Annotated in this window: 16 protein-coding genes; 8 read left to right on the top strand and 8 right to left on the bottom strand. The window is 63.7% G+C overall.

The window, feature by feature from the left end; translation table 11 throughout:
* The first annotated feature begins 119 nt into the window (after positions 1-119).
* Positions 120-1976, top strand: coding sequence for an acetyl-CoA hydrolase/transferase C-terminal domain-containing protein (locus tag JQ641_RS09270; protein ID WP_211995666.1), 1857 nt, complete (start codon positions 120-122; stop codon positions 1974-1976).
* 147 nt (positions 1977-2123) lie between these two features.
* Here JQ641_RS09270 and JQ641_RS09265 read toward each other — a convergent pair whose 3' ends face one another.
* Positions 2124-2903, bottom strand: coding sequence for an enoyl-CoA hydratase (locus JQ641_RS09265; RefSeq protein WP_211995665.1), 780 nt, complete (start codon positions 2901-2903; stop codon positions 2124-2126).
* Positions 2904-3078: 175 nt separating this feature from the next.
* Positions 3079-3717 (bottom strand): hypothetical protein, encoded by a 639-nt coding sequence (locus JQ641_RS09260; protein ID WP_249150293.1) that lies wholly within the window; start codon positions 3715-3717, stop codon positions 3079-3081.
* A gap of 307 nt (positions 3718-4024) precedes the next feature.
* Here JQ641_RS09260 and JQ641_RS09255 point away from each other — a divergent pair, with 307 nt between their 5' ends.
* Together JQ641_RS09255 and JQ641_RS09250 are read left to right on the top strand one after the other, a co-directional pair.
* Positions 4025-4570, top strand: coding sequence for a sigma-70 family RNA polymerase sigma factor (locus JQ641_RS09255; RefSeq protein ID WP_211995664.1), 546 nt, complete (start codon positions 4025-4027; stop codon positions 4568-4570).
* 2 nt (positions 4571-4572) lie between these two features.
* Positions 4573-5211 carry an NrsF family protein gene (locus JQ641_RS09250; RefSeq protein WP_211995663.1) on the top strand — a complete coding sequence of 213 codons (639 nt, stop codon included), beginning with the start codon at positions 4573-4575 and terminating at the stop codon, positions 5209-5211.
* 161 nt (positions 5212-5372) lie between these two features.
* Here JQ641_RS09250 and JQ641_RS09245 read toward each other — a convergent pair whose 3' ends face one another.
* Both JQ641_RS09245 and JQ641_RS09240 read right to left on the bottom strand, forming a co-directional pair.
* The gene (locus tag JQ641_RS09245; RefSeq protein WP_211995662.1) at positions 5373-6479 is read right to left on the bottom strand and encodes a DUF2336 domain-containing protein; all 1107 of its coding nucleotides are present in this window, start codon (positions 6477-6479) and stop codon (positions 5373-5375) included.
* Between the two features lie 67 nt (positions 6480-6546).
* Positions 6547-7689 carry a GGDEF domain-containing protein gene (locus JQ641_RS09240; RefSeq protein WP_211995661.1) on the bottom strand — a complete coding sequence of 381 codons (1143 nt, stop codon included), beginning with the start codon at positions 7687-7689 and terminating at the stop codon, positions 6547-6549.
* Positions 7690-8106: 417 nt separating this feature from the next.
* On the opposite strand from JQ641_RS09240, the gene JQ641_RS09235 reads away from it, so the two are divergent.
* From JQ641_RS09235 to JQ641_RS09225, 3 genes are read left to right on the top strand one after another with little or no spacing between them, the layout of a single operon-like run.
* Positions 8107-8676 (top strand): sigma-70 family RNA polymerase sigma factor, encoded by a 570-nt coding sequence (locus JQ641_RS09235; RefSeq protein WP_192737403.1) that lies wholly within the window; start codon positions 8107-8109, stop codon positions 8674-8676.
* Positions 8673-9380: a hypothetical protein gene (locus JQ641_RS09230; RefSeq protein WP_211995660.1), complete on the top strand. Its 708-nt coding sequence runs from the start codon at positions 8673-8675 to the stop codon at positions 9378-9380. The genes JQ641_RS09235 and JQ641_RS09230 overlap by 4 nt, the downstream gene beginning before the upstream one ends.
* Positions 9381-9411: 31 nt before the next feature.
* On the top strand, positions 9412-11295 hold the full coding sequence (locus JQ641_RS09225; protein WP_502754941.1) for a S8 family serine peptidase: 1884 nt from the start codon (positions 9412-9414) through the stop codon (positions 11293-11295).
* Positions 11296-11556: 261 nt separating this feature from the next.
* Here the strand turns inward: JQ641_RS09225 and JQ641_RS38445 are convergent, their stop codons facing one another.
* The gene (locus JQ641_RS38445) at positions 11557-11682 is read right to left on the bottom strand and encodes a hypothetical protein (RefSeq protein ID WP_283815177.1); all 126 of its coding nucleotides are present in this window, start codon (positions 11680-11682) and stop codon (positions 11557-11559) included.
* A 140-nt stretch (positions 11683-11822) separates the two neighbouring features.
* On the opposite strand from JQ641_RS38445, the gene JQ641_RS09220 reads away from it, so the two are divergent.
* Both JQ641_RS09220 and JQ641_RS09215 read left to right on the top strand, forming a co-directional pair.
* On the top strand, positions 11823-12332 hold the full coding sequence (locus JQ641_RS09220) for a TIGR03809 family protein (protein WP_192737405.1): 510 nt from the start codon (positions 11823-11825) through the stop codon (positions 12330-12332).
* A 165-nt stretch (positions 12333-12497) separates the two neighbouring features.
* Positions 12498-13130: a hypothetical protein gene (locus tag JQ641_RS09215; protein ID WP_211995659.1), complete on the top strand. Its 633-nt coding sequence runs from the start codon at positions 12498-12500 to the stop codon at positions 13128-13130.
* Positions 13131-13144: 14 nt separating this feature from the next.
* On the opposite strand, the gene JQ641_RS09210 is transcribed toward JQ641_RS09215, so the two are convergent.
* The 3 genes from JQ641_RS09210 to meaB form a co-directional block, all read right to left on the bottom strand.
* Entirely contained in the window at positions 13145-14515 is a 1371-nt protein-coding gene (locus JQ641_RS09210; RefSeq protein ID WP_211995658.1) for a TIGR03808 family TAT-translocated repetitive protein, read from the bottom strand.
* A gap of 223 nt (positions 14516-14738) precedes the next feature.
* Positions 14739-15392 (bottom strand): pyroglutamyl-peptidase I, encoded by a 654-nt coding sequence (locus JQ641_RS09205; RefSeq protein WP_211995657.1) that lies wholly within the window; start codon positions 15390-15392, stop codon positions 14739-14741.
* Entirely contained in the window at positions 15389-16378 is a 990-nt protein-coding gene (gene meaB / locus JQ641_RS09200; RefSeq protein WP_211995656.1) for a methylmalonyl Co-A mutase-associated GTPase MeaB, read from the bottom strand. Before meaB ends, JQ641_RS09205 begins: the two co-directional genes overlap by 4 nt.
* Positions 16379-16398: the final 20 nt, after the last annotated feature.

Raw genomic sequence — 16398 nt, 5'->3', positions numbered from 1 at the left:
CGCTTGGCTGTTGCAGGTTCGTCACAGACGAAGTTCGGTAACAAATGCGTTATAGCTCGGAGCAGCCGGCGTCTTATTCCAGGGCGGTCGGCGTTGCATGACGCCGGGTCCGCATTTTGATGCCGAAACTGTTTTCCGACCCCGAAGCGATCGCGGAAGACATCATCCGCGATGTCGGAACCAACCTCGTGGTGGGATTGCCGCTTGGGCTCGGCAAGGCCAACCACATCATCAATGCGCTCTATGCGCGTGCCGCGGCCGATCGCTCGATCAACCTGACCTTGTTTTCCGCGTTGACCCTGGAAAAACCGAAGCCGGGCAGCCTGCTTGAAAAGCGCTTCATCGGTCCTGTCATCGACCGGCTGTTCGGCGGCTATCCCGATTTGACCTACGCCGCCGCGCTGCATGCCGGCGCGCTGCCGCCCAACATCCAGGTGATTGAATTTTTCTTCCTCGCCGGAAAGTGGCTGCACGTGCCGTATCCGCAGCAGCATTACATTTCTGCAAACTACACGCATGCCGCGTCCTATCTGCTGGCGCGCGGGCTCAATGTCGTCACCCAGTTGGTGGCCAAGCGCGTGGAGGGTGGCGTCGCGCGCTACAGCCTGAGCTGCAACACCGACACCACGCTCGACATTTTGCGCGCCCGCGCCGAGGGCCGGGCGTCGTTCAGGCTGGTGGGCCAGGTCAATTCCGAACTGCCGTTCATGCCCGGCGCCGGTGATCTGGCGGGCGACGAATTCAGCGCGGTACTCGACAGCCCCGAGACGGACTTTCCGCTGTTCGCGCCGCCGGCCGAGCCGATCAGCGACACCAAATACGCCATCGGCCTGCATGCCGCGGGTCTCGTGCCCGATGGCGGCACGCTACAGATCGGCATCGGGCAGGTCGGCGATGCGCTGGCGCAGGGCCTGATCGTTCGTCACCGCGACAATGCGCAATTCCAGTCGGTCATGAAGCGGCTCGCGCCCGAACAAGTGGTGCCGCAGGCCGGACCGTTCGAGAAGGGACTGTACGGCGTCAGCGAAATGCTGTTCGAGGCGTTTCTCGGCCTGATCGACGCCGGCGTTCTCAAGCGGGAAGTCGACGGCGTGACGCTGCACGGCGCGTTCTTCCTCGGGCCGAAAGCGTTTTATCGCACGCTGCGCGAAATGCCGGCGGAACAGATCGCGCGCATCCAGATGATGCCGGTGTCGTTCACCAACCAGCTTTATGGCGACGAGGACATCAAACGTCGCGCGCGCGTCGATGCCCGCTTCGTCAACAATGCGATGATGGCGACCTTGATGGGCGCTGCGATCTCCGACGGCCTCGAGAACGGCCAGGTCGTGAGCGGTGTTGGTGGTCAGTATAATTTCGTGGCGCAGGCGTTCGCATTGCAGGGCGCGCGATCCGTTCTGGCTTTGGAATCGACCCGGCAGACCGGCGCGAAGGCGCAATCCAACATCCTCTGGAACTACGGCCATCAGACCATTCCGCGGCATCTGCGCGATGTTTTCGTCACCGAATATGGCGTCGCCGACGTCAGGGGAAAATCCGACGCCGAGACCATCGCGGCGATGCTTTCGATTTCAGACTCCCGCTTCCAGGGCGAACTCGCAAAGGTGGCCAAGGATGCCGGCAAGCTGCCGAAGGATTTTGAAATTCCGCGCGCGCATCGCCGGAATTTTCCGGAAGCGATCGCGGCAGCGTTGAAGCCCGCGCGCGAGGCGGGCCTGCTGCCGTCGTTCCCGTTCGGCAGCGATTTTACGGAGACCGAACAGCGGCTGATCCCGGCCTTGCAATTGTTGCGGGACGCCCAGCGCACGCCGCTTCGGTTACCCGGTCTGCTATGGCAGGGAATGACGCAGCCGCCGAACGCCGCGCGTCTCGAATGCCTGGCTCGGCTGGGCCTCGACCGCCCGACGACATTTGTCGAGCGGGCCTATCGTGCGCTGGTGAATGCGGCGCTGGCGCGGAGCGGGGCGACGAAATAACTCCATCGTCGTCCCGGCGAACGCCGGGACCCATACGCCGCGGCTAGCTTTGCTGGAAAAGGAAGATAACGACCAGCGTGCATAATAACAGCTGCCGGTGGCTATGGGTCCCGGCGTTCGCCGGGACGACATAGAGCGTGTGCGCTCTTACCGGTTCTTGTTCACCGGCTTGCGCTTCTCGATGAAGGCCGCCATGCCCTCGGAGCGGTCTTCCAGCGCAAACGTCGAGTGGAACAGATTGCGCTCGACATTCATGCCTTCCGACAGCGGTGTCTCGAACGCCCGGTTGATGGCTTCCTTGGCCATCGCGGCCGCGGGGCGCGACATCGAGGCGATCTTTTCCGCCGCCGCCAGCGCTTCGTCCATCAGGCTGGAAGCCGGCACGACGCGGCTGACCAGGCCCGAACGCTCGGCTTCCGCGGCGTCCATCATCCGTCCCGTGAGACAGAGATCCATCGCCTTGGATTTGCCAATCGCGCGCGTCAGCCGCTGGGTCCCGCCGATGCCGGGGATGGTTCCGAGCGTGATTTCCGGCTGGCCGAATTTGGCGGTGTCGGAGGCAATGATGATGTCGCACATCATCGCAAGTTCGCAGCCGCCGCCGAGCGCATAGCCGCTGACGGCCGCGATCGTCGGCTTGCGGCAGGTGGCGATGCGGTCGCCGCCGATGGCGGCGAAATCGCTGGAGAACATGTCGATGAAGGTTTTTGGTTGCATCTCCTTGATGTCGGCGCCGGCCGCAAAGGCTTTTTCGCTGCCGGTGACCAGGATGCATCCGATCGCGTCGTCGGCTTCGAGGTCTTCGACGGCGGCGGCGATCTCGCGAAACACGCCGAACGACAGCGCGTTGAGCATTTTCGGGCGGTTCAGCGTGATGATGCCAACCGCGCCTTTGCTTTCGACAATGATGTGTTCGAACGTAGCCATGGTTCACCCCGGTGCCTGATTTGGCGGGCAATGTGCCCGCTGGCGGCAAGGGCTTCAAGTGGGCTTGGCTTCAAGTAGGCTGGGCTTCAAGTAGGCAGGACCTCAAGTGGGCTCGGCTTCAAGTGGGCTGAAGAGGCGGCCCGGACGCATGTCGCTGCGTTCGGTACCCGATACCTCACGCCATGAACATGCGCGCCGCCGAGGCCATCGTCAGCAACGCGCCAAAGGCGATGAAGATTTTTCCGATCAACGAGGTCTGATCCCAGGTCGAACTGTCAGGGCTGGAAGCCAGGACCGGCGCCGCGGGGGCGGGTTTGGTCGTAGCCATCGCGACGGTCTGCGTGGCCGGGTTTTGTTGCAGGGCCCGATCGACATCGTTGAGCTGATCAGATGAGACCACGGCTTCGGTGGTGGACGACGCTTCCCCCGGCTTGTCGGCTGACGCCAGCAGGATATTGGCCTTTGCCGTCATCGCCTGGGCGCTGCCAGGGGCGGTATCGGCGGATGCCAGTTGCGCATTGGCGTTGGCGATCGACGCCGGAATCGTGAGCGCGCCGCTGGTCGAGGCGTCGGCCACCTCGACCGCTTTCCTGGTCTCGGCAGGTTTCGACGCGACTTTGCCCGATCGACGCGTGTAGCGCTTCCAGTGCTTGGTGCTCTGCCGGGCGGACTTTCCGGGCGTCGCGCTTTCCGACTTCGACGTGGCGGCCGCGCGGTCCGTGCTGGCTGCCGTCGCCGGCGATGGCGCCGCGAAACATACGAAGAGCCCTGTTGCTAATATCAAGGCCGAGCGCCCGCTGGCTTTGACAATCATGTGGCAATCTCCCCATTTGCCCGCCCCCGAAAGCGAAATGAGACCCCGCCCCGTGTCCACAGCGGGGCAAAAAAAGGGAATCTTCGGGCAAGAACGGCAAAAGCAGGGCAACAACGTTGCAGCAGCCGGCGCGGGTGCGAGCCAGAGCGATCGATGGTATGAGCCAGCCGGCAAGGAACCGGCTGCCCGATTCCCGAATGAGGATGCGCGAAGAAATACGCTGGGGCACGTCGATCACGACTTCGTGATCTCAGCCCCATGACGTAACAAATTGATAAAGCGACCGAATTGCAAGGTGGGAGCGCGCGTGCGCGAACGTGAGGACGAATGGACCGGCCTGATGCGGTCGGCCATTTCAGGCGACAGTACGGCGTATCATCGCCTGCTCAAGGCCGTCACGCCGGTGCTCCGGGCCGCGGCGCGCCGCGGGCTCGCGCGTGCAGGGCAACCGGTCGATCAGTCCGAGGACATCGTGCAGGACATTTTGCTGGCGGTGCATTTGAAGCGGCACACCTGGGACGTCAGCGCCCCGTTTGCCCCATGGCTGTTTGCGATCGCCCGCAACAAGCTGATCGACGCGCTGCGGCGCCGGGGCCGGCGGGTGTTCGTCAATATCGACGATTTCGCCGAGGTGCTCCCGGGCGAGGCACCGGTTGAGACGGCGTCGGCGGGCGAGGTCGCTGCCCAACTGGCGTCGCTGCCGGCGCGCCAGCGCGACGTCCTGCAGTCGATCGCCGTCGAGAGTGCTTCGATCAAGGATACCGCGGCCAAACTGGCGATGAGCGAGGGCGCGGTGCGGGTCGCGCTGCATCGGGGCTTGACCAGCCTGACGGCGAAGTTACGGGAACAATGAGAATGGATACCGATCAGCTCATCAAAACCCTGGCTGCCGACAACACGCACCGCGCCCGGCCGGTCGGCTTTGCGCTGATGCTGGCGCTGATGGCGGCGGCTCCCGTCTCGCTCTTGATGTTCTTCACCGAGCTTGGCATCCGGCCCGACGTAATGACCGCGATGCGCAATCCGTTCTTCGATCTGAAATTCGCCGTGACGCTGGCACTGGCGATCGCGGCCATTGCCGTCAGCCTGCATCTGTCGCGGCCGGAAGCGTCACTGCGCGGCTTCGGCTGGCTGCTGTTGATCCCGGCCGGGCTTCTGACCGCAGGCATCGGCGGCGAGATGATGATGCCACAGCGGCTGCCAATGATGACGCGGCTGATGGGCAACAATTCGCGGATGTGCATGACGGCGATCCCGCTGCTGTCATTGCCGATCCTGGCAGGCGCGCTGCTTGGCCTGCGTCACGGCGCGCCGGCGCGGCCCGCTCTGGCCGGCGCCATCGCCGGAATGTTGTCGGCGGGTTTGGCGGCGACGCTCTACGCGTCGCATTGCACCGATGATTCACCGCTGTTCGTGGCGACCTGGTACACGCTCTCGACCGCGTTGGTCACGGCGATCGGCGCGCTCGCCGGATCGAAACTGCTCAGGTTCTGACTTTTTCGTCGTCCCGGCCTTGAGCTCAGATGCGCAATTGCGCATCGGGGACCCATAACCACAATCGCTTGTGGTGAGCGAAAGTGGTCGAACAGCTTGCTAAATCGAGGAGCCGCGGCGTATCGGCCCCGGCGTTCGCCGGGACGACACAAACAAGTGGCTCACTTCGCGGGCGCGTTTTGCTGCATGCGATGGAAGCGCAGCACCTGCTGGGCGGTCGATGGCCGCAGCCGCTCATAGGTATCCTTGCACGCCGATATGTCGGTCGGCTCCCCGCCCGTCAACTCGTCGCGCATGTTGATGATCGCCCGGACAGTAGACCATGACAGGCCGGCCACTTTTGCCAGGATCATCACGCCTTCGGCGCGGCTCTCGATCATCATGTTCTCGGCGATTGCCACCGGCACATTGGCCAGCGCCGCGATGGAAGCGTTGGCCTCGTCGAATTTGCCGGCCTCGGCAAACGACGCCACCTGGAATTCGTCGAGCCGGCCGTCCTCATGAAGCGATTTGACCAGCGCGTGGGCAATTTCGGTGTTTCTGGTGATCGCCGACGGTGCGGAGCGCGCGCGCCGCGTCGCCTCCTTGACCGCGTTCGGCACCTGCGCCGCCATTTGCGGGTTGCCCGCCTCCAGCCGCTGCCGCACCGTGTCGGACGCCTTGGCCAGCAGCTTCAAATACAGATGCCGTGGAATGGTCGGACGCAGGCCGAGGCAGGTCGTGAGGTTGTCGTCGCCTTCGGCGCGGTTGACCAGCCGCGTGAAGCCGCGCTCGGTGAATTCGGCGCCCGGATTGTTGACGGTGCTCTGGATCACCTCATCGTTGCCGCGCTGGACCAGCACGTCGGTGACCGCGCCGCTCAGTACTTTGCGCGTCGAGATCGCCATCAAATGGGCCTGGCTCTTGCTGCGCGCATTCTCGATCAGGGTCTTGTCGTCGAGCCGTGCCGATTGCGACAGCACGGGCCCCGCGACCTCGATCACGTCGTCGAATGCCAGTGCCCGGATCGTCAGCGGCGGTGCGGTGTCGATCGGCGCGAGACGGTTGGCCAGCAATGTCTTGGCTGACGTTTCGATGTGCACGATCAGGCATTGGAAGACATCATCGAACAGGCCGACCTGTTCATCCGAATAATCCACCGCGCCGTTGATGAAGAGGTCGGTCACCCGGCGCAAGGTCTCGACCCGGCGGGCGACCGTCCCGTGCGCGAGCGTGGTCTGCAGTTCGTCGAGCAGGTTCATGGGGGCGATAGCGGACTTCGAACTCATATGACTCTATCCTGGAGCAAAAGCCGGCGACGGCTTCTCCGTCGCCGGAACAACTGAAATGGTCGGTTCAGGCGCTGGCGATGCGGTTGCGTCCCTGTGCCTTGGCTGCGTAAAGCGCGCTATCGGCGCGGGCGAGGAGTATGTCCGGGGTTTCTTCCGCCTTCAGCGTCGCGACGCCTCCGGAAATGGTCACGCTCATGTCGGGCGAGAATGCGCTCCAGTCGAGCTCTGCAATGATCCCGCGCAGCCGGTCGAGCGCACGCACGGCGTGCTCGGTGCTCATGCCGGGCAGCACCAGCAGGAATTCCTCGCCGCCGTAGCGGCCGAAGCGGTCGATGCCGCGGATGTTGGCGAACATGGTGATGGCGAAAGTCCGCAGTACCTCGTCGCCGGTCGGATGACCAAAGGCGTCGTTGATGCGCTTGAACCAGTCGAGATCGATCAATGCGATCGAGCAGGGTGCGTCATTGCGGCCGGCGCGGGCGATCTCTTCGTCCAGCATCCGCATGATGCAGCGGCGGTTATACGATCCCGTGAGTTCGTCGAGTTCGGCGAGCTCCTCGATCCGCTTGTAGGCTTCCTTGAGTTTCAGCCCGCTCTGATACAGCGATTGCTTCAGCGAGCTGGAGAATATCCCTAAGAACATGCAGCGTCCGATGCTCAGGACGAACACCAGCAAGGTGGCAAAGCGCTCGAGGTGGCTGCCATGCGGCATCGAGATCGGTCTGTCGGTCAACAGGAACAGCCCGGCCAGGCCGATCGTCATCGCCGTCCAGATCATCATGGTCTGCGCTGGGATCGAGCGCAGCGAACTGAAGCTGAACACGATGAACAGGGTGCACAGGAACATCCCGCCGACTTCCGGCGCGATATAGGTGAACGCCAGTGCAATCAGCATGCAGATGGTCGCCTGCGGGGCGACGAGATAATGATCCTTGAAGCGCTCGTTGAACCCGAATTCCGAAAGGATGAGGCTGAAAATCACCAGCGTCAGGCCGGAAGCGGCATAGGCCGGGGCGATCATGGGCGGTATCGAGCCGGCCTGCGCATAAAGCAGCAGGACCCCGGCGTCGATGATGTAGCTGACCCCGATCATGATCAGGATCTGGCGGCGCTGCTTGGCGCGCCGGGCAAGCGCCTTCGCCGCCGGCTGGGGACCGACGCCGTCCAGATCGGCCGGATTCACGAATGAGGAGGCAGCGGTGCCCATGGACTCGCCGTTGGTGGAACTCGGCAAAAATCTAAGTGGGAAAGCCTTTAGGTTTGGTATCTTTTGGAACCGAATCTGGTCCGTTAAAACACCTGCCAGTATCCTGTTTCGCAACGGAAATTCGGCCGATTGAACTTGCGGGAACCGTTGCGCGGCAGCCCAAGCTGTAAGCAGATGCTGCCTTGTAGACTAACCCTTGGTATGGTCGCACCGGATCGCGCGCTCTCTAGGAAAGTAACGCCGTATTATGATACCGAAATTGGGGCTTTGTTCGTTCTCGCCGGCGCCTTTGGCGGCCGGTGCGCCTATGTGGGGTAGATCACACATGCAATTGGTTCATTGCCGTAATGTGAAGAATCTTGCCTCGGCCATCGAACCCTCCGCCATCTCCCCCCGACCAACCTTGCGAGACGGCAATTGAGTGCGACACAGGCGGCCTCAGACGAAATTCTGATCGCTCGGATCGCTCAAGGCGACCGGCTCGCCATGCAGGTGCTTTACGGAAGGCACCATGTCAGGGTGTTCCGTTTCGGGCTTCGGCTCGTCAGGGACGAACAGGTTGCGGAAGACCTCATCAGTGAGGTGTTTCTCGATGTGTGGCGCCAGGCTGGGAAGTTCGAAGGCCGATCCGCCGTTACCACCTGGCTGCTGGCGATTACGCGGTTCAAGGCCCTGTCGGCACTTAGGCGCCGGAAGGATGTTGGACTGGACGATGAGACCGCGAACGCGATCGAGGATACGTCCGATGATCCGGAAGTGGTGGTTCAGAAGAAAGATACCAGTGATGCGTTGCGCAAGTGCCTGACATCACTTTCGCCTGAGCATCGGGAGATCGTCGATCTCGTCTACTACCACGAGAAGTCCGTGGAAGAGGTGGCCGAAATCGTCGGAATTCCCGAAAACACCGTCAAGACGCGTCTGTTTTATGCGCGCAAGAAATTGGCCGAACTGCTCAAGGCAGCCGGCATTGAGCGAGGTTGGCCATGATGGCGATGAGCAAGAAAATGCTGGATCAAGAGCCCGGCGAAATCGAGATGCTGCTGCCATTCCATGCGGCCGGCACGTTGAACGCGCGCGATGCGCGCCGCGTCGATGAGGCGCTCGCCGGCGATCCCGACCTGGCCCGGCAATATGCCGTGATCCAGGAAGAATATGCCGAGACCATTCATCTCAACGAAAGCCTGGGTGCGCCGTCCGCGCGCGCCATGCAGAAGCTGTTCGCGGCGATCGACGGCGAGCCCGAGCGCAAGCCGTCGGTGTCGATCAATCTCTCGGCGCGGATCGCGGAATTCTTCACCAAACTTTCGCCCCGGACGCTGGCCTGGTCGGCGAGCCTCGGCGCGGTCGCGCTGCTGCTGCAGGCCGGGGTGATTGGCGCAGTGCTGGTGAAGAATCAGACCGCCTCGTTCCAGACCGCTTCGCTGAGCCTCAATCAGACGTCGGCGCCGCTTACCCGCGAACTCGGTGCCGCGGTGCCGCCGCGCGCGCTGGTGCGGTTTAACCCGGACGCGCGCATCGCCGACATCAACGCGCTCTTGGACAATTATCAGGCCTCGATCGTCGATGGCGCCAAGGGCGGCATGTTCCGGCTGCAGTTTGGCAACCGTGCGCTGGGCAAGGACGAAGTCACGAACCTGATGAACAAGTTGCAAGGTGAGAAGATCGTCAGTCTTGCGGTGCCGACGCCGTAACGCGTCGGTCGCCTGACCAAGCCGAGGTCCCATGGTCGATGTTGGCGTGAATTGGCGGAAAAGGGCGCAGCGCGCGGCATGGGCATGGTCGGCGATGGCGCTGCCGCTCGTGCTGTTCGGCGGTTCGGTCGCCGACGCGCAAGCCATCATGCGCACGCCGAGCCTGAACGTCGGTTCCCGGGTGCCGACGATCAATCCGTCCGCAACGTCCAGAATCAATCCCACCGTCGGGGCGCGGGTCAATCCGGCCATCACGAGCCGCCCCGTCATCACCAACCGGCCCGTAATCACGAACCGCCCTGTCATTGCGAACCGGCCTGTCGTCACGACCCGGCCCGGTCCCGGGGTCATCGCGCGCGTTCCGCCGACCACGCACGGCGGAGGCGGAGGTGGCGACACGACGTTGGTCGGGCGGATACCGAACGGGCGTCCCGAGATCTCCCGTGTCGGTGTGGATCCGACACTTCCGCTGCGTTTCTCGCCCAACCTCTACCCGGTCTGCCAATACGCCAATCGCGGCCCTGACGGCGAATGTTTCGACCGTCCGGTCCTCTCGGTCGATGGCGGCGGCAACGGCACCTCGACCAAGAAGGGCAATAGCGCTCCGCGCAACAACGCGCCGCCGCAGGCGGCCGCGATCGACACGCGCGCGATCCCGAACGAACTGGTGGCCGAGATCGACAGCGCGTTATCGCCGGCGCAAGCCGACGAACTGGCCCGGCGTCACGGCCTCGAGCGGCTCTCCTCGCAGGAATTTCCGCTGATCGGCGGCACCATCGGCCTGTTCCGGATCATCGATCAGCGTCCAGTGGACGTCGTCCGCCGTGAGTTCGCCGCTGACAGCGCCGGCGGCGTGAAGTCGGTGCAGCTTAATTTCCGCTATATGCTGCAAGACCAGAAAGACCAGAAGCGCTCGATGAGCGAGGGCGACGCCGCGCAATACGCGGTCGCCCAGCTTCGGCTGCCGCAGGCGCACAAGCTGGTCCGCGGCATGAACGTCACCATCGCGGTGATCGATTCAGGCGTTGACGTCAAACATCCCGAACTCGTCAATTCGGTTGCCGACAGTTTCGATGCGCTCGGCAGCAAGGAAGGCCCGCACGTCCACGGCACCGGTATTGCCGGCGCGATCGTGGCGCATGGCAAGCTGATGGGAAGCGCGCCGGAGGCGCGGCTATTGGCGATCCGGGCGTTCGGCAGCGGCGCAAATGGTGCTGAGAGCACCTCCTATGTGATCCTGAAGGGGCTGGACTACGCGGCCGAGCACGGTGCGCAGATCATCAATATGAGTTTTGCAGGACCGAAGGATCCCTTGATCGAGCGGGGCGTTGCCGCAACCGCTGCCAAGGGGATCCTGATGGTGGCCGCCGCCGGCAATGCCGGCGCCAAATCGCCGGCGCTCTATCCCGCAGCCAATCCGAACGTCATTGCGGTGAGCGGAACCGACTCGCAGGCAAAGCTGTTTGCGGCATCGAACCGCGGTGTCCATATCGCCATCGCAGCGCCTGGCGCGGATATCTTCCTGCCGGCGCCGGACGATAAATACCAAATCACCTCGGGTACCTCGTTTTCCGCCGCCTTTGTCAGCGGCGTTGCCGCCCTGATGCTGGAGCGCAATCCTGCGTTGAAGCCGAACGATTTACGCGCGATCCTGACGAAGACCGCCCGCGACCTTGGCGCGCCCGGCCGTGACGACATGTTCGGGGCGGGCGAGGTCGATGCTTTCGCAGCCGTCACCGCCTCGACGGCCGCGCCCGCCGTACCGCTCGCCGCGGTTTCGGGAACTCCGGGTTCTCAAAAGGCGCCGGCTCCCGCCGATAACGCTTCCGTGAGCAGAGCGATGAACGACTCGGCGCCGTCGATGGCATCCGAGAAATCGGCTGCAAACACCGTTAATCGCCCCGCTACGCGGTGATTTCGAGCCGGCTCGCCCGAATAAAAAGTTAAAAAAATCGATCGGCCTTTTGAACGTCCCGCGAAGCTGCTGCGACTAATGAATGTGGGAGCGGTTATCCCTCCCCATCGGCTGTATTCGGCGCGAGCGCCCATCCACCCCAAGCGCCCATATAGCTTGACCCGTCCGGTTGTCCCCCCGGACGGGTCTTTTCTTTTCAGCGCCCCGTTTCTGAGCGAGAGCCCCCATTGATGTGGGGCGAGTGCCGTTCTGCCATCGGGATCACAACCGGGCGTGGGTTTGCTGATCGAGCCGCGTTGCCGTCCGTGAAATCACCGCGGGTCCACGCAACGCGGCCATGCCGTTGAACGGCTTGACGGTCGATAGCGCGAGTAACCCTGCATTCATGCGGGTTTCTTGCACCGGGAGGCGTCCCGTAATGGCACGTACTGGACAAGCAAGAAGTTTTCCACAGAATATCCCCCACCACGTCCAGTTGATTCGCCTCTGTTGCGTCTGCGTCCGTTCTTCTCCTTACGGGCAGTTTTATGACACATCATGCAGACGTGGCACGTGGCCGCGATATCGTTGCGCGCTGGTGCAATCTTGCGGAGCAGCGGCTGGATTACCTCACCGAACTGTTCGAGACCGGGCGCTGGCGGCGATTTCACACCGAAGACGCATTTCTCGAAAATATCCGGGAAGCCAAGGAAGCAGTCGAACTCTGGCGCAAGCTGGAGACGCGCGAGGCCTCGCTCGACAACACCGCTGTCGATCTGTCCTGGCTCGGACGTCGCGAATCGACGCTGACAATCAGCGCGCGGCTGCGTGAGTACGCTCCGTCGGCTCCAAGTCTGGCCCTAAGCCTGGCCCCGGTCGCCGCCGAGCTGCCACGCGATGTTCCGGGCGATGTCCTGATCGCGCTGGAAAGCGTACTCGCCGATAGTGCCGAGGCGCCCTCGGTGCCCGATGCGCCGGCGCTGGACGATCTCTCACCACCGGCGCTGGATCTTGACGCGATCAGGGACCGCTACCCGCTGCTGCGCAACGCGTTGTAGACGGTAAATCGCTCCGACTGACGAACTTGCCTCGCTTGCCCAGACGGTGGTGCGCGGTCAAACGCCGTATTGCTAGAACGTCACCGTTCTCAACTAAAAATTGTTAATAGTTTGGAGCAAACATGGCGTCTCGTCCGCCTCCGTCCAGCGTGAGTTCTCCTGTCCGTGCCTTACCCCGTTCTGGTCGCCGCCCTTGGGGCTATTGTCGCGACGGCGTTCGCCATGTTCGGCCTGCACTCGTGGTCGGCGGTGAAGGTCGCGCCACTGGTGGGGGCCGGCCTTGGATGCGCCCTCGCGATCGCGTCGCTCCGAAGACATGGCCTCGCCTTGGGCACCACGCTTGAGGAGTATCGGGGCGCGGCAAAAGTCCAGTCGCTCGCGGATAGCTTTCGGCTCCATGGGAAAGCGGCATTTGGCATTGCCACCATTGTGTCGGTCGCCGAATTGCCGTTCGCTTTGATTGGACAAGCCGCAGTACTGCCGATCTGCCTGGCGGGATGGGTCGTCATCATCGGCTATACGATCTATCGCGCCTGGCAGATTGGCGACGTCAGCCTGTTCGGCAAGTTCGATATCTTCCAGGCCGTCGGCGCCGTATCATTTTCGATGATATTCGTGGCGATCCTGTACGGTTTCTTTCAGGCAGGGATGCCCGCCCGGGCGATTTCCTTTTTCGAGTTGATACGAATCGTTCTTGTTGGGAATGCGTTTGCAACAATGCAGGCGATGATCATCGCCATTTTCGGGCTTAACATCGTCTATCGGGTTCTGGATTTGACGAACCCGCAGCGAAGCTGAGAGTCGTGCGCGCGCTACCGCCGCACCGCGTTGGTCCCGATCACCACCTGGGCGTAACGCTGGGCGCCTTCGGCGGACAGGTCGCTCGTGATGGCGCGGGCGTGGTCGAGGCCGACCACGGCGCCGCGCGGGGTCTCCGAAATCATGTTGTTGTTGACCAGCGCCGTGCCGGCGCCCGGCATCACCGAGACGCCCACTCCAACAAAGGCCTTGCGGATCACATTGCCCGTGATGGCGATATCGCGGAGATATTTGCCCCAGCCGGCTACGATCCCGAAGGAGGGGGCGTTCTCGATCACATTGCCGGTCACGGAACTGTCCGCCTCGACATAAATGCCGACGCCCGCGTCATCGTCCGGAATGGTGCCGACCGGCCGCTTGGGCAACAGATTGCGGATGATGTTGCCCTGCACGACCGCAATGCGGCCGCCCTCGTTGAAATTGCAGACGGAGACGCCGACGGCGGCGCCGTCGACGGTGTTGTTGGCGATCACGGCACCTTCGAACGAGAACTCCGAATACAGCGCGACTTCGCGGACGTCGCTGACGCTGTTGCCTGATATCTGGATGTTGGACGCCGAATTGCCGCGCACCGCCGAATAGTCGCAATTGCGGATGCGGTTGCCGCGCACGATCACGTTGCCGGCGCGGAAGGCGTTGATGGCGTTGCCGTACTGGCCGGAGCCGCCAGGACCGGCCTTGATGTCCTCGATGCGGTTGTCCACGACCAGCGTGCCGTCGTCGCCGATCGCCGTGCGCAGGATCTCGATGCCGTTGTCGTTGGTGTCGATGATGGTGTTGCGCGAGACGATCAGGCCCTTTGCATCGAACGACACCACCGCCGTGGTCGCGATCTTTGTGAAGATGTTGCCGCTGATGTCGCCGGAGACCTGTTCGAGCCAAATGCCGTTGCCGCCGCTGGCGGTGATTTCGCAGTCGGTGATGCGGACGTCACGCCCGCCCGCGCAATGAACCAGACCGCGCCGCGTCGGCAGCGGAATGGCGCCGCCGTCGAACGTGATGCCTGATAGCCCGATGCCGCCGGCCCCCTCGCTCTGCAGCATCGATGCGCCGCCACTGAAGACGAATTTGGTCGCGCCGCGCACGCCGACCAGTTGCGAGCCGTTTTGCAGACGGAGCAGGCCGGTGCGGTATACGCCCGGCGGCAGCGATAGCGGCACCTGCGCCCGCGCCGCTTCATCGATCGCGCGCTGCAACGCCTTGGTTTGATCGTCGGGACTGCCGGGGCGCACGCCATATTGCGTGGCGTCGCGCCCGAACGTCGAGGCCGGCGGCGCCGCGCGCGCAGCGTCCGGCGACATCGTCAACGCGCCGGCAATGCCGGCGGCGGAAACGCCCATGAACTGGCGGCGTTTTGCGTCCATGATTCGATATCCTCGCGCTATGCAGGCCATGGCATTCGCAGGGCCAAAGCTAGCGCGAAAATGCACCGGCGCATGGTGAACGTGGGGGCGGAACAGGGCGATTGTTGGGGGTAGGGTTAACCCCGGACTGACGCCGGCCGTAGGGTGGGCAAAGGCGCGTCAGCGCCGTGCCCACCATTTCTTGCGCGAAATGAATGGTGGGCACGCTTGCGCTTTGCCCAGCCTACGAAGGCAGTACTACCTGCCTCGCCAGTTTCACCATCTCGAGCAGCATCGCCTCGCCGGCATCGACCAGTTCATCGAGCGTGATGCGCGCGTTGCCCTTGCGCCGCAATGCGCCGCCGCGTGCGAGCGGCGGGATGTGCACGAACGACGCCAGACGGAGATGATCGTCGGTGGCGGAGGCCTCGATCGCGCGCCAGCTGAGATAATTGCAAAGATAACTTCCGGCATCGCGCGACGGCCGCGCGTCGATGCCGGTCGCCAGCGCAGCGCGCAGCAGCCGCAGCGTATGCGGGCCAAACCGCATCGCGTCCGGGCCGGCCCCGATCGATCCCTTGCGGACGCGGGTTTGCGCCGCATCGGGCCACAGCAGCGTGACGGCGTTGCGCGCACGGGTCTCGATCCTGAGATGCGCGGTGCGGCCCGCCAGCCCGAACATCAGTATTGCCTGCGGCCGGTGTTCTGCGAGCGCTTGCGGCAATTCGAGGTCGACTGCCTTGTAGGTCACGGGAAAGATGTGACTCGATATTTCCACGTCAGCGAAGGCCGGACGGCGCAGCCGCAACAGCCGCTCGACCAGCGCTTGCGTCGGATTATACGGCGCGCCCGGAAACGGCCCGAAGCCGGTGAGGAGAATGCGAAGCCTGTCGCTCACCGCAGCATCTCCGCGATCTGCTCGGCCGCAACCGCCGGCGTGATGCGCCCGTCGGCGACCTCGGCCTCGGTCTTTTTCACCCGGGCGCGGATCGCGGGGTCGGCGCGCAGCCGCGCCATCATCCGCTGCTCCAGCATCGACCACATCCATTTCACCTGCTGCTCGCGCCGCCGGCCTGCGAATTCGCCCGACGCATTCATGGCGGTGCGGTGATCGAGGATCTTCTGCCACAGCGTGTCCATGCCGGTGCCGGTCAGCGCGGAGTAGGTCAGCACCGGCGGATGCCAATGCTCCGAACGGGGCGTTAGAATATGCAGCGCGCCGCGATATTCTGCGGCCGCGAGATTGGCGCGCTTGATATTGTCGCCATCGGCCTTGTTGACCGCGATCATGTCGGCGAGTTCGACCAGGCCCTTCTTGATGCCCTGCAATTCGTCGCCGGCGCCGGGCAGCATCAGAGCCAGGAAGAAGTCGGTCATGTCGCAGACCGCGGTCTCGGACTGGCCGATGCCGACCGTCTCCACCAGCACCACGTCGAAGCCGGCCGCCTCGCACAACAACATCGCCTCGCGGGTTTTGGCGGCGACCCCGCCGAGCGTGCCTGATGCAGGCGAGGGCCGGATGAAGGCGTCGTCGGAGGCTGACAGTCGCGCCATCCGCGTCTTGTCGCCGAGGATGGAGCCGCCGGTGCGGGCCGAGGAGGGATCGACCGCCAGCACCGCGACCTTGTGGCCGCCCTCGATCAGGAACATGCCGAGCGCATCGATGGTGGTGGACTTGCCGACCCCAGGGGAACCGGTGATGCCGACACGCACGGCCTTGCCGGTGTCGGGCAGCAGCGCCTGCACCAGATCGCGCGCCGCGGCCTGGTGGTCGGAGCGGCGGCTTTCGATCAAGGTGATCGCGCGCGCCAGCGCAGCGCGGTGACCCAAACGCAGATCCTTGGCGAGCTTGTCGATATCGGGGGGAGCAATCGGCCGGTTCATGTCTTGGTTTACAACGGCTG

This window comes from Bradyrhizobium sp. JYMT SZCCT0180, assembly GCF_018130165.1.
In the GTDB taxonomy this organism is placed as follows: Bacteria; Pseudomonadota; Alphaproteobacteria; order Rhizobiales; family Xanthobacteraceae; genus Bradyrhizobium.
The sequence above is the reverse complement of the archived record's forward strand: the minus strand, read 5'-3'. Positions and strand labels throughout refer to the sequence as shown.

What these genes read in the sequence shown, in the direction of transcription:
- JQ641_RS09270 (WP_211995666.1), top strand. Translation starts at nt 120, where the DNA reads ATGCCGAAACTGTTTTCCGACCCCGAAGCGATCGCGGAAGACATCATC.
- JQ641_RS09265 (WP_211995665.1), bottom strand. Translation starts at nt 2,903, where the DNA reads ATGGCTACGTTCGAACACATCATTGTCGAAAGCAAAGGCGCGGTTGGC.
- JQ641_RS09260 (WP_249150293.1), bottom strand. Translation starts at nt 3,717, where the DNA reads ATGATTGTCAAAGCCAGCGGGCGCTCGGCCTTGATATTAGCAACAGGG.
- JQ641_RS09250 (WP_211995663.1), top strand. Translation starts at nt 4,573, where the DNA reads ATGGATACCGATCAGCTCATCAAAACCCTGGCTGCCGACAACACGCAC.
- JQ641_RS09245 (WP_211995662.1), bottom strand. Translation starts at nt 6,479, where the DNA reads ATGAGTTCGAAGTCCGCTATCGCCCCCATGAACCTGCTCGACGAACTG.
- JQ641_RS09240 (WP_211995661.1), bottom strand. Translation starts at nt 7,689, where the DNA reads ATGGGCACCGCTGCCTCCTCATTCGTGAATCCGGCCGATCTGGACGGC.
- JQ641_RS09230 (WP_211995660.1), top strand. Translation starts at nt 8,673, where the DNA reads ATGATGGCGATGAGCAAGAAAATGCTGGATCAAGAGCCCGGCGAAATC.
- JQ641_RS09225 (WP_502754941.1), top strand. Translation starts at nt 9,412, where the DNA reads ATGGTCGATGTTGGCGTGAATTGGCGGAAAAGGGCGCAGCGCGCGGCA.
- JQ641_RS38445 (WP_283815177.1), bottom strand. Translation starts at nt 11,682, where the DNA reads ATGAATGCAGGGTTACTCGCGCTATCGACCGTCAAGCCGTTCAACGGC.
- JQ641_RS09220 (WP_192737405.1), top strand. Translation starts at nt 11,823, where the DNA reads ATGACACATCATGCAGACGTGGCACGTGGCCGCGATATCGTTGCGCGC.
- JQ641_RS09210 (WP_211995658.1), bottom strand. Translation starts at nt 14,515, where the DNA reads ATGGACGCAAAACGCCGCCAGTTCATGGGCGTTTCCGCCGCCGGCATT.
- meaB (WP_211995656.1), bottom strand. Translation starts at nt 16,378, where the DNA reads ATGAACCGGCCGATTGCTCCCCCCGATATCGACAAGCTCGCCAAGGAT.